This window comes from Caulobacter sp. P4_E5 (genome assembly GCF_056401555.1).
Map to the genome: position 1 here is coordinate 1 of NZ_JBFUJD010000116.1, position 12,275 is coordinate 12,275.

Annotated in this window: 12 protein-coding genes; 7 read left to right on the plus strand and 5 right to left on the minus strand. The window is 68.0% G+C overall.

Annotation, left to right across the window (positions count from 1 at the left end; translation table 11 throughout):
* Window positions 1-94 precede the first annotated feature (94 nt).
* Window positions 95-463, minus strand: a complete 369-nt coding sequence (locus tag AC1DSO_RS23205) for a BlaI/MecI/CopY family transcriptional regulator (protein WP_047411145.1) — start codon at window positions 461-463, stop codon at window positions 95-97.
* A 196-nt stretch (window positions 464-659) separates the two neighbouring features.
* On the opposite strand from AC1DSO_RS23205, the gene AC1DSO_RS23210 reads away from it, so the two are divergent.
* The 5 genes from AC1DSO_RS23210 to AC1DSO_RS23230 all read left to right on the plus strand — a co-directional run bounded on the left by AC1DSO_RS23210 (window position 660) and on the right by AC1DSO_RS23230 (window position 5,965).
* Window positions 660-1,481 carry a 2-keto-4-pentenoate hydratase gene (locus AC1DSO_RS23210; protein WP_477071065.1) on the plus strand — a complete coding sequence of 274 codons (822 nt, stop codon included), beginning with the start codon at window positions 660-662 and terminating at the stop codon, window positions 1,479-1,481.
* A gap of 93 nt (window positions 1,482-1,574) precedes the next feature.
* Window positions 1,575-2,897 carry an MFS transporter gene (locus AC1DSO_RS23215; RefSeq protein WP_477071066.1) on the plus strand — a complete coding sequence of 441 codons (1,323 nt, stop codon included), beginning with the start codon at window positions 1,575-1,577 and terminating at the stop codon, window positions 2,895-2,897.
* A gap of 86 nt (window positions 2,898-2,983) precedes the next feature.
* On the plus strand, window positions 2,984-4,033 hold the full coding sequence (locus tag AC1DSO_RS23220; protein ID WP_477071067.1) for an oxidoreductase: 1,050 nt from the start codon (window positions 2,984-2,986) through the stop codon (window positions 4,031-4,033).
* Window positions 4,034-4,039: 6 nt separating this feature from the next.
* On the plus strand, window positions 4,040-4,687 hold the full coding sequence (locus AC1DSO_RS23225; RefSeq protein WP_477071068.1) for a hypothetical protein: 648 nt from the start codon (window positions 4,040-4,042) through the stop codon (window positions 4,685-4,687).
* Between the two features lie 45 nt (window positions 4,688-4,732).
* A complete protein-coding gene (locus tag AC1DSO_RS23230) occupies window positions 4,733-5,965 on the plus strand; it encodes a PQQ-dependent sugar dehydrogenase (protein WP_477071069.1) in 1,233 nt (410 codons plus the stop codon).
* Window positions 5,966-5,967: 2 nt separating this feature from the next.
* On the opposite strand, the gene AC1DSO_RS23235 is transcribed toward AC1DSO_RS23230, so the two are convergent.
* From AC1DSO_RS23235 to AC1DSO_RS23245, 3 genes are read right to left on the minus strand one after another with little or no spacing between them, the layout of a single operon-like run.
* Window positions 5,968-6,579, minus strand: a complete 612-nt coding sequence (locus AC1DSO_RS23235; RefSeq protein ID WP_477071070.1) for a glutathione S-transferase N-terminal domain-containing protein — start codon at window positions 6,577-6,579, stop codon at window positions 5,968-5,970.
* On the minus strand, window positions 6,551-7,150 hold the full coding sequence (locus tag AC1DSO_RS23240) for an N-acetyltransferase family protein (RefSeq protein ID WP_477071071.1): 600 nt from the start codon (window positions 7,148-7,150) through the stop codon (window positions 6,551-6,553). The genes AC1DSO_RS23235 and AC1DSO_RS23240 overlap by 29 nt, the downstream gene beginning before the upstream one ends.
* Window position 7,151: 1 nt before the next feature.
* Window positions 7,152-7,757, minus strand: coding sequence for an SAM-dependent methyltransferase (locus AC1DSO_RS23245; RefSeq protein WP_477071072.1), 606 nt, complete (start codon window positions 7,755-7,757; stop codon window positions 7,152-7,154).
* Window positions 7,758-7,896: 139 nt separating this feature from the next.
* Between AC1DSO_RS23245 and AC1DSO_RS23250 the strand changes: the two genes are divergently transcribed.
* Window positions 7,897-8,811, plus strand: coding sequence for a LysR substrate-binding domain-containing protein (locus AC1DSO_RS23250; protein WP_477071073.1), 915 nt, complete (start codon window positions 7,897-7,899; stop codon window positions 8,809-8,811).
* Between the two features lie 60 nt (window positions 8,812-8,871).
* A complete protein-coding gene (locus AC1DSO_RS23255) occupies window positions 8,872-10,425 on the plus strand; it encodes a tryptophan halogenase family protein (protein ID WP_477071074.1) in 1,554 nt (517 codons plus the stop codon).
* 2 nt (window positions 10,426-10,427) lie between these two features.
* On the opposite strand, the gene AC1DSO_RS23260 is transcribed toward AC1DSO_RS23255, so the two are convergent.
* Window positions 10,428-12,275, minus strand: a 1,848-nt coding sequence (locus AC1DSO_RS23260) for an ATP-binding protein (protein WP_477071075.1), incomplete at its 5' end; no start/stop codon positions are given.

A 12,275-nucleotide genomic window follows, 5' to 3' on the forward strand; every position in this document is an offset into this window, starting at 1 on the left:
ACCGCACTGCGCCGGCTCCTGGGTCCCGGACAGCCTCTGCGAGGCTTCCGGGATGACACGGATTTCGAATGGCTGCGGAAAGAAACCCGCCCCCTCAGCGCCCCTCGCCCATCTCATCGATCAGCTTCTTCAGCCGCTCCACCTCGTCGGCCTTCAGCGGGCGGTGTTGGGCGAAGTGGCTGATCAACGGCGCCAGCTGGCCCTCGAACAGGCGGTCGAGCAGGCCCTGGCTCTCGGACAGCACATAGGCGCTGCGGTCGATCAGCGGCCGGTAGCCGTGCTTGCCATCGGCGCGCTCGGACTTGATCGCCTTCTTCTTCAAGAGGCGGTTGATCAGCGTCTTGACCGTGGCCTCGCCCCAGGCCTGCGAAGCCCCGACCTCGGCGACCAGGTCGTCGGCCGACATCGGTTGGCGGCGCCAAAGCGCTTCCATGACATGGGCTTCCGCGGCGGTGATGTGCATGACGCTTACATCCGTAATTCTCGGGGGACGCTATACCCGCTATTACGGGTGTCAAGTCATCCGGTCCTCTCCGCTGATCGGCCGCCCCGAAGCGGCGCGCTTCACGGCCGCATTGTCAATGACACCGGTTTCCACTAGAGACGTGACAACCCCCGCCAAGCGGGACCCGTGCCGAAATCGAGGGAGGATCTACGGCGTGACCGTTTCTGAGGCCGACAGCGAGGTTTTCACCCCCGCGGCCATCGCCCCCCAGTTCGTCAAGGCTCGTCAAGCGGGCGTCAGCGTCCCCGGCTATCCGGGCGGGGTGATTCCCTCGAGCATGGCCGAGGGCTACGCGGTGCAGGATATCGCCATCGATCTGTGGCCTGACGAGCTGGTCGGCTGGAAGGTCGGCCTGGTGCCGCCGCAGCATCGCGAGCGCCTCGGCGCCGAGCGCCTGGCCGGCTGCATCTTCAAGTCCAAGGTCCAGCAAGCCTCGACCGGTGAGCCGAACACCTTCCGCGCCATCGACGGCGGCTTCYGCGCCGTCGAGGCCGAGTTCATCGTCCGCCTGGGCAAGGACGCCCCGGCCGACAAGACCGAATGGACCGCCGAGGAGGCCGCCGAATACGTGGGCGAGCTGCTGGTCGGCGTCGAGATCGCGGGCAGCCCGCTGAAGACCATCAACGCCCTGGGCCCCACCGTCGTGGCGTCCGATTTCGGCAACAACGATGGTCAGATCATTGGTCAGGCCATTTCCAACTGGCGCGACGTCGCCTGGGAGGATATGCCGGTCGAGACCATCATCAACGGCAAGTCGGTGGGCACGGCCACGGCCGCGACCATTCCGGGCTCTCCGCTGGCCGCCCTGGCTTTCCTGCTGGGAACCGTGGCCGCGCGGGGCAAGCCGCTGAAGAAGGGCATGATCGTCACCACCGGCGCGACCACGGGCATTCACGACGTGGCCGCCGGCGACGTCGCCCACATCAGTTTCGGCCCGTACGGAACCGTGGACTGCGTCGCCGTGCCGGCGAAATAACGAGCGCGAGCGCGACGCCCGAAATCGTATGGCGGTTTCGCCGGGGGTCATGCTCTAAACATTGTTGATTGGAGCGGTCGCCGCCTCATTCGGATGAAAAATCCGGAGAGGCGCGAGCTCTCGGGGAAGGAAGGCGTGTCCATGGACGTTTCGCAGACGCCCGCCCCGTCCGAGAAAATCGGACGGTATCGGTGGGTGATCGTCAGCTTGCTATTCGCGGCGATGGTCATCAACTACGTCGATCGTCAGACGATCGGGCTTCTGAAGGCGGACCTGTCGAAGGAATTCGGCTGGAACGAAACGCACTACGCGGATCTCGTCTTCTACTTCCAGCTGGCCTACGCCGTGGCCTACATGGCCTGGGGCAAGATCATGGACAAGATCGGAGCCCGCTGGGGCTTCGGCATCGCGTTCTTCATCTGGCAGGTGGCCCACATCGCCCACGCCGCCGCGCGCGGCTTCGGCGGCTTCGCCATCGCCCGCATGGGCCTGGGCGTCGGTGAAGCCGGTGGCTTCCCGGGCGGCATCAAGGCCGTGGCCGAGTGGTTCCCCAAGAAGGAACGCGCCTTCGCCACCGGACTGTTCAACGCCGGCACCAACATCGGCGCCATCGTCACCCCGCTGGTCGTGCCCGGCATCGTGCTGGCCTTCGGCTGGCAGATGGCGTTCATCGTCACCGGCGTCGCCGGCCTGATCTGGCTGCCGATCTGGCTGCTGGTCTACCGCCGCCCCCGCGAACAGAAGAACCTGAGCGCGGCCGAACTGGCCCATATCGAGCAGGATCCGGCCGACCCGGTCGAGAAGATCGGCTGGACCAAGCTGCTGACCAAGCGTGAGACCTGGGCCTTCGCCCTGGGCAAGTTCCTGATCGACCCGATCTGGTGGATGTTCCTGTTCTGGCTGCCCGACTTCCTGGGCAAGCGCTACGGCCTGGACCTGAAGACCTTCGGTCCGCCGCTGATCGCCATCTACCTGCTGTCGGACGTCGGCAGCGTCGGCGGCGGCTGGCTGTCGTCGAACCTGATGAAGCGCGGCTGGAGCATCAACAACGCTCGCAAGACCACCATGCTGATCTGCGCCCTGCTGGCCGTGCCCGTCATGTTCGCCGCCAAGGCCGACAGCGTCTGGCTGGCCGTGCTGATCATCGGCATCGCCACGGCGGCCCACCAGGGCTTCTCGGCCAACCTCTACACCCTGCCCTCGGACGTGTTCCCGCGCGGGGCCGTCGGCTCGGTGGTGGGCATCGGCGGCATGCTGGGCGCGCTCGGCGGCATGGCCTTCTCCAAGTACATCGGCAACGTCCTCGAGCAGATCGGCACCTACACCCCGATCTTCGTCGTCGCCGGCTCGGCGTACTTGATCGCCCTGATCGTCATCCACGTCCTCACGCCGAAGATGGAGCCCGTGAAGTTCTAGGGCCCATCCCAGAACAGCGGATCACATTCTTGAGACACGGAAAGGCCGGGGAGAAATCCCCGGCCTTTTTCGTTTAGAACGCGGCCATGCCCGCCTCCTCCCCGCTCAACGTCGCCCTGGTCGGCTACGGCTATGTCGGCAAGACGTTCCACGCGCCGCTGATCGCCGCGACGCCAGGCCTGGCCCTGCGCGCCGTCGTGTCCAGCGACCCGGCCAAGGTCACCGCCGATTTCCCCGACACTCGTGTCGTCCCGGATCTCGCCGAGGCCCTGACCGATACGGCGATCGACCTGGTGGTGATCGCCACGCCCAACGCTCTGCACGCCCCCCAGGCGATCGCCGCGCTGACCGCCGGCAAGCATGTGGTGGTCGACAAGCCGTTCGCGCTCAGCGCCGCCGAGGCCCGGACCATGGCCGAAACGGCGAAAGCCRCCGGCAAGCTGCTGACCGTGTTCCACAACCGCCGCTGGGACAGCGACTTCTTGACCGTGAAGCGCCTGATCGCCGACGGGACCCTTGGCGAGGTCGTCCAGTACGAGAGCCATTTCGACCGCTTCCGCCCCGTGGTCCGCGACCGCTGGCGCGAGCGGGCTGGCCCAGGATCCGGCGCCTGGATGGACCTCGGGCCGCACCTGCTGGACCAGGCGCTCGTCCTGTTTGGCGAGCCCCTGGCCGTGGCCGCCGACATCGGGATCCAGCGTCAGGGAGCCGGGGCCGACGACTACTTCCACGTGGTGCTGCGCTATCCGACCCTGCGGGTGATCCTGCACGGCAGCCTGCTGACCGCCGCCTCGGACCTGCGCCTGGCCGTCCACGGGACGGGCGGCAGCTTCGTCAAGCACGGCCTCGACCCGCAGGAGGCCCAGCTGAAGGCCGGCATGGTTCCCGGCGCGCCCGGCTGGGGCCGCGACAGCCGCCACGGCGTGCTGACCACGGTCGAGAACGACGCCCAGGTCCATGCCGACGTTTCGCCCGAACCGGCCGACTACCGCGCCTTCTACGCTGGCGTGCGCGAGGCGATCCTGCACGGCGCGCCCTCGCCCGTACCGGTCGAGGAGGCCTTGCGCGTGATRCATCTTCTGGACCTAACTGAGCGCGCCGCCGCCGAACGCCGCGAAATCCCGCTCGACCTCTGAGGCTTCATGCAGCTCGTCGCCGCCCTTCTCGCCGCCCAGGCCCTGGCCCAGGCCCAGCCGCACGGCGTGACCCTGCGCGAGACCACGTTCGAGGGGCGCAAGGCCGTCGAGCTGACGCCGATCGCCGGCACGGCGGTCGTGGCCGACCCGACCCTGGCCATCGCGCCCGGACCAGAATTCCACGAGGGCGAGATCGAGGTGCGCGTCGCCGCCGACGCCCTGCCCGGCGCGGCCGCGTCGATCCGGGCCTTCGCGGGTCTCGCCTTCCGCCTGAAGGACAAGGAAACCTACGAGGCCTTCTATCTGCGGATGAAGAACGGCCGCGCCCACGACCAGATCCAGCGCAACCACGCCGTCCAGTACGTCTCTCAGCCCGCCTTTCCGTGGGAGCGGCTGCGCAAGGAGACGCCCGGCGTCTACGAGACCTATGTCGACCTCGTCCCGCGCCGCTGGACCACGATGCGGCTGCGCGTCTGCGGAACCGAGGCGCGCCTGTTCGTCGACGGCGCCAGCCAGCCGACCCTGGTGGTCCACGACCTGAAGCATGGCGCCGACGCCAAGGGCGCCGTGGCCCTGTGGATCGGGCCGGCGACGATCGGCTGGTTCTCGGACCTGCGCGTCAAATCCGAGCCCGGGTGCTTGATCGAACCCTGATCTGACCTGTTATCTGCCGTCACAGTCCTGGATTAAGGCCGACTCATGCGTTCGTCCCTCCCCGCCTCCGCCGCCGCCATCCTCGTCGCCCTGGCCGCCTGTGGCCCGGCGCCCGCCCAGCCGGGACAGACCGGCCAAGGTCCTCCGGTCGAGACCCGCCCGCCCAACGCCCCCGAGCAGAAGCCCGCCTTCGCCGGCCAGACCCGGGCGCCGGGCCTGAACTCGGGCGTCATGGGCCAGTACGCGACCCTGGCCAGCGGCCTGGACCACCCGTGGGGCATGGTCTTCCTGCCGTCGGGCGAGATCCTGCTGACCGAGCGCGCCGGACGCCTGCGCGTCTTCGGCAAGGACGGCAAGCTGTCGCCCGCCGTCGCCGGCTTGCCGGCCGTGTACGCCGAGGGCCAGGGCGGCCTGCTGGGCGTGGCCCTGGATCCCGCCTACGCCAGCAACGGCCTGGTCTATTGGAGCTATGCGGAAGCGGAAGGCGGCGTGAACGGCACGGCCGTGGCGCGCGGCAAGCTCGTGCTGGGCGCCGCGCCGAAGCTCGAGAACGTCCAGGTCATCTGGCGCCAGGCGCCGAAGATGGACAGCGCCCTGCACTTCGGCGGCCGGCTGGTCTTCGCCCCCGACGGCAAGCTGTTCATCACCACCGGCGAGCGCTCGATCCTGGAGGGCCGCGTCCAGGCTCAGCACCTGGACGCCACGCTGGGCAAGGTGATCCGCATCAACGCCGACGGCTCGGTCCCGTCCGACAACCCGTTCGTCAAGACGGCCGGGGCCAAGCCCGAGATCTGGTCGCTGGGCCACCGCAACATCCAGGCCGCCGCCCTCGATCCCAGCGGCAAGTTGTGGACCGTCGAGCACGGCGCCAAGGGCGGCGACGAGCTGAACCGTCCCGAGCCCGGCAAGAACTACGGCTGGGCGGCCATCGCCTATGGCGAGGAATATTCCGGCAAGCCGATCGGCGACGGCCTCACCCAGAAGGACGGGCTGGAGCAGCCGGTCTACTACTGGGATCCGGTGATCGCGCCCTCGGGCATGGCCTTCTACGAGGCGACCCTGTTCCCGGCCCTGAAGGGCAGCTTGCTGATCGGCTCGATGAAGGAGCAGCACGTCGACCGCCTGGTCCTGAAGGACGGCAAGGTGGTCGGCGAGGAGCGCCTGTTCACCGACATCGGCGGCCGCGTCCGCGATGTCACGGTCGGGCCGGACGGGGCGATCTACGTCCTGACCGACGAGGAGGACGGCAAGCTGATCAAGGTGACGCCGAAGGGGTGAGGTTAGGCGGCCTCTCGCCTGAGGGCCGACCGCACGGTGGGACGCGCTTCGATGCGGGCGACATAGTCCGCGAACGGCTCGCCGAGCGGAAAGCCGAGTTGAAGCGCGCCGCGCGCCATGACGAACAGATAGGCGTCGGCCACGCTGAACGTCTCCCCGAGAAGATAGCCCCGCTCGAGGCGCGGCGCGACGAAGTCGAACCGCCCGACAATGTCGTGCGCCACCGCCTCCCTCGCCTGTTCCGGCAGCGAGAAATAGATCGGGAAGCGCTTGTGGATCTCGCTGGCGATGAAGGCGAGCATTTCCAACAACCGGTAGCGGCCCAGCTCGCCCGGCGGCGCGAGACGCGGTGCGCGGTCGGCGATCCAAGCCAGGATCGCTACGTTCTCGGTCAAGACCTGGCCGTCGTCGAGCATCAGCGCCGGCACCTGGCCCTTTGGATTGATGTCGCGATAGTCGCCGCCGTCGGCGAGCCGTTTCGACTCCAGCTCCACCGCCACGATCTCGAACGAAATCTCGGCCTCCAGCAGCGCGATGTGATCGGCGAGGCTGCTGAAGCCCGACGCGAAAAACAATTTCACGGGATCAATCTCCATTCCGATGGGCAGGCGCACGCGAGGGCGCAGGGTCCGGGAACCGCACGGGAGGCGATCGGCCGTCGAGCCGCGCCCTCCAGATCCGATCGTCGTCGATGCGGTCGCCAAGCTGGAACGTGCAGCGCGCGACCTCCTCGAAACCGTGGCGCGCGTAGAAGCGCTTGGCCCGCTCATTGTGGTCGAACACCGTGAGGTAGATCTCGGGCGCGCCTTGCGCCCGCGCGGTCGCCAGAGCCCAGCGCATCAGGCGCGCCGCGACGCCAGCGCCATGCCACTCCGAAAGGACGTAGATCTGCTGCAGCTCCATCGCGCCATCCCGCGCGTCGGAAGCCGGAGCCCGCAGCGGCGTGAGCTTGGCATAACCGATCGGATCGCCTTGGACGGTCGCCACACGCCAACGAACTTCCGGGTCGGCGAAGTCGCGAGACATCGTTCCGCCAGGCCTATAGACGCCATCGCAGAAGCGCTCGAAGTCCCCCGGGTCGTAGAGCCGTCCGAAGGTCTCGGTGAATATCCGTCGCGCGACCGGCGCGAGACGCTCGAGCAAGGCCTGGTCGGGCGCCGTGAGCGCCACCGATCGTCCGCTCATGTCAGACCGCCCTTCGCGTCAGGAAGGTATTCCAAGTCACGTCGTCGGAACCCGCGCTGGACTCGTCCCAAAGCGTGATCAGGCCGGCCGCCTTCAGTCGGGCGGCGAAATCGTTCCGGCGCCAGTAGACCTCGTGATAGTCCCCGCCCGTCTCATGGTCCCCTTCGCGCATGGACACGAGGAAGGCGCCGCGTGGCCTCAAGGCGTCCGCGATCTTCGCCAGCACGCAGTCGATGTGGTCTCGTGGCACGTGGAACAGGACATATTGGGCGACCACGGCGTCGTAGGGACCGCCGAGCGGATCGGTGATCACGTCCAGGCGGTCACCCTGCTTTCCCCGCGCCGCCTGCAAATCCAAGAAGCGTTGCGTGGCGTCGGTGCGTCGAACCTTGACCCCCAGCCCCTCGAGATAATCCGCGTCGCATCCCGGCCCCGAGCCGATTTCCAGGACATGACCGCCAAGACCCGCGATCGATGCGACTTGCCGAAGCGCGGCTTGTTCCTTGTCGTTCGGCCCCCGCCTGATCGAAACATAGCGGTCCGCGTAGCCCTCGTAGGACTCGATGGTTCGACGGCTTCTGGCGAGGGAATCATGAGTCTCGTTCATCACGGGCTTACCCCTTCATCTCGATCGGATCTTTCCAGAAGACATCGGTTTCTTTGATCCAGCACGAAGATGGTGCGTCGACGCAGGCTCGGCTACCAATCGAACTTACGCCGCGATGCATAAGGAAATTTGATCCGTCATGAGCTGGGAGCTGCCACCGCTGGGCGCGCTTCGCGTCTTCGAGGCCGTCGCGCGCTTAGGCAGCTTCACCAAGGCGGCCGAGGAACTCGGCATGACCCAGTCGGCCGCGAGCTATCAGATCAAGATTCTGGAGGAGCGCGCGGGCGCGCCGCTTTTCATCAGGGGTGCGCGCCGGATCGATCTGACGGAAATCGGAGAAATGCTCGCGCCGCAAGCGACGCGGGCGTTCTCGGCTCTCGCGGACGCCTGGACTGCATCCAGAGGACGCGCGAGCGGCGTGCTCGCGGTCACCAGCGTCGACACGTTCGCGTCGAACTGGCTGTCCGTGCGCCTCGGCGGCTTTCAATTGATGCATCCCGATCTGGCGGTGAAGATCAATGCGTCCGCCCGATTGGTCGATTTCACGCGCGAGAACATGGACGTGGGCATCCGGACCGGGGCTGGCGACTGGCCGGGTCTCGAAGCGCACTATCTGTTCCGGGCTGACTATACGCCGATGCTGAGCCCCAGGCTCGCCGAGAGCGTCGGGGGCATCCATGAGCCCGAGGATCTCTACAAGGTCGCATTGCTCTGCGCCGACTACAGCTGGTGGCCGTCCTGGTTCGCGGCGGCGGGACTTCAGTTCGACCCTGACAGGGTCACCGTCGGCGCCAGGCTGGACACGGAAATCTATGACGCGATGGCGGCGATGACGGATCAGGGCGCGGCGATCCTCACGCGCAACATCCACAGCGATTTCCTGGCCAAGGGCCAACTCGTCCAGCCGTTCGACATCACCGCCTCCGACGGAGACGGATATTGGCTGGTCTACCTGGAGAGCCGCCGCAACGCGCCACGGATCAAGGCCTTCCGAGACTGGTTGCTGGATCAGACCACGGAGATCCGGGATCGGGAGCGCCGGAGGACCGTTTGAAGCCCTGACGCCCCCCCAAACTTCCCTCCCCCTCCCCGAACTCTCTGCTATCAATCCCGCATGCAACGCAGGCGAAGCATCCTCATCGTGGGCGGCGGCACGGCCGGGTGGCTGACGGCCGCCTATCTGGCCAAGGCCTTGCGCGTGGCCGAGCAGGCGCACCTGGAGATCACCCTCCTGGAATCGCCCGACATTGGCATCATCGGCGTCGGCGAGGCCACCTTCCCCACCATCCGCAACACCTTGCGGTTCTTAGGCATCGACGAGGCGCATTTCATCCGCGAGACCTCGGCGACGTTCAAGCAGGGCATCCGCTTCGTCGACTGGGCCCGCGCGCCCGAGGGCGGCCGGCATCACAGCTTCTTCCATCCGTTCGAAGCGCCGTTCTCGACCGAGGGCGCGAGCCTCGCCCCCTACTGGCTGCTGCAGAACGAGGCCACCCGTGTCCCGTTCGCCGAGGCCGTGACCATCCAGGCCCGCGTCGCCGAGGCCCAACGCGCGCCCAAGCGGCCGCACGAGAGCGACTTCGGCGGGCCACTGAACTACGCCTATCACTTCGACGCCGCCAAGCTGGCCCAGGTGCTGGCCGAGCGCGGTCGCGAACTGGGCGTGCGCCACCTGAAGGGCAACCTCACCGAGACGGTCCTGGACGACACCGGCGCCATCGCCCACATCGTCTGCCCCGAGCACGGCGTCCTCTCGGCCGACCTCTATGTCGACTGCACGGGGTTCCGGGCCGAGCTGATCGGCAAGGCGCTGGGCTCGCCGTTCAAGTCGGCGCGGCCGGTGCTGTTCGCCGACCGGGCCCTGGCCTGCCGCGCGCCCTACGATCGCCCCGACGCGCCGATCCAGAGCTACACCGTCGCCACCGCCCACGAGGCCGGCTGGACCTGGGACATCGGCCTGGCCGGAACCCGCGGCGTCGGCTGCGTCTATTCCAGCGACCACATCGCCGACGACCGGGCCGAGGCCATCCTGCGCGACTATCTCGGCAAGGTCGACATCGAGCCCCGCAAGATCAGCTTCGACGCCGGCTATCGCGAGAAGCAGTGGATCAAGAACTGCGTCTCCGTGGGCCTGTCGGCCGGTTTCCTGGAGCCGCTGGAGTCCACCGGCGTCGTCCTGATCGAGGCGGCCGTGGCGATGATCGCCGAGCTGTTCCCGCACTCGGGCCCGGTCGCGGCGCCGGCCCGCCGCTTCAACGAGCTGATGGCGGCGCGCTACGACAACATCATCGTGTTCCTGAAGCTGCACTACTGTCTCAGCCGCCGGACGGAGCCGTTCTGGCGCGAGAATACGCAACCCGCCACGATGCCCGAGCGGCTGATCGACCTGCTGGATCAGTGGCGCCACCGCCCGCCGGCCCGGTTCGACTTCATCCTGGATCTCGAGACCTTCGCCTTCTTCAACTACCAGTACATTCTGTACGGCATGGGCTTTCCGACCGACCTGGCCGACGGGGCCGGCGAGTTTCCCGACGTGGCGACGGCGCAGAAGCTGTTCGCCAAGATCCGCGGCTTCGCCGACCGCGCCACCCAGGACCTGCCCAGCCACCGCGACCTGATCGCCCAGATCAACCGCTTCGGCTTCGACAAGGCGCTGGAGCAGGCCTAGGCCTATCCATCCTGCGGAACGTCCGCAGCGGCCAGCAGCCCGGCGATCGTCTCCATCAACGCGCCGGCGACGATCGGCTTGGTCAGGAAGGCGTCGGCTCCGGCGGTCAGGCCGGCGATCTGGTGCTCCGGCAGTGCGTTGGCGGTCAGCATCACGATCGGCGTCGCCTTCACGCCGGCGTCGCGCTCGGCCTGGCGGATATGGGCGATGGCTTCCAGGCCGCCCATGTTGGGCATCTGCATGTCCATCAGCACGAGGTCGTATTCGCCGGGCCGGAACCGCGCGACGGCGTCCTGTCCGTCGACGGCCATGGTCAGGTCCACGCCCAGCCCCTCCAGCATCAAGGCCACGACGCGGCGGTTGATGTCGTGATCCTCGGCCAGCATGATCTTCAGCGTGCGTCCCGCGTTCAGGGCGAGCTTGGCCGGATCGGGCGACGGCCCGGGTTGATCAGCGGCCACGCCGACCGGCAGCGTCAGGCGCACCCTGAAGCGGGAGCCTTCCCCGGGGACGGAATCGACCTCGATCTCGCCGTCCATCAGCCGCGTCAGGGCCCGGGAAATCGACAGGCCAAGACCCGTGCCGCCGAACCGCCGGGTGATCGAGCCGTCGGCCTGCGCGAAGCGCGCGAACAGGCGCCGGCTGGTCTCGGCGTCGAAGCCGATGCCGGTGTCGGTGACCGTCAGGGTCAGCGCCTGGGTTCCGTCGATCTCCGGAGCGGCCTCGACGCTCAGGCTCACCTGGCCGCGCTCGGTGAACTTGACGGCGTTCGAGATCAGGTTGCCGAGGATCTGCTTCAGGCGCGCGGCGTCGCCGACGTGCCGAACGGCGACGGACGGCGCGACGCGCAGGTCCAGGGCCAGGCCCTTCTCCTCGGCCTTGGCCCGGAACAGTTCGACGATGGTCTCGCAGGTCGCTCGAAGGTCGAACGTCTCGGCATGGATGGCCAACTCCCCCGCCTCGACCCGCGCCATGTCCAAGACATCGTTGAGCAGCACCTGCAGGGAGTCGGCGCTGGTCTCGACCAGCTCGACCATATCCCGCTGCCGCGGCGCCAGGTCGGTGCGGGCCAGCGCGCCGACGACGCCGATGATGCCGTTCATCGGCGTCCGGATCTCGTGGCTCATATTGGCCAGGAACTCGGACTTGGAACGGCTGGCCGCCTCGGCCTTTTCCTTGGCCTTGCGCACGGCGGCATAGGCGCGCTCCAGGCGCTGGGCGCTGCGGTTGCGCGCGCTGAGCGCGGCCGTGGCGGGCACGGCCGTGGCGAAGGTCGAGGCGATGAACAGCTGGACCATGAACTGCTGGCGGAAGGGATCCGTGGGCGCCATGAAGGCGATCGGCCCGTGGCCGTTGGCCGTCAGCGCCATGGCGACGACGCTGGTGGTCAGCACCGAGACATAGACCCAGCCCGGCCCGCCGCGGAAGGCCGTCAGCACCAGCACCGGCATGACCAGCGTCAGGGCGATGAACCTGTCGAAGGTGAACGCCGCGATCGCCAGGGCGACCGTCAGCGCCAGCAGCAGCTGGCGCTCGAGGCGCGCGCCGCCCGGGGCCTGGAACAGGCGCTTCTGCTTCAAAGGCAGCAGGGCCGCCGGTGTGGCGATCAGCAGGCCCAGGCCGTCCTCCAGCGCCCATTGCAGCCACGCATGAAAGAAGTCGCCGGACGCCCCGTCGATCAGCTCGACCAGGATCTGGCCAACCACGGCTTCCGTCGCGGCGCTGACGGCGGCGATCAGCGAGAACACCACCAGGCGCCGCGCGCGCGACAGGTCCAGCGCCGCGCCGCAGAAGGTCCGCGTCAGCGCCGCGCCGCCAAAGGCCAGCGCCTGGTTGAGACTGCTGAACAG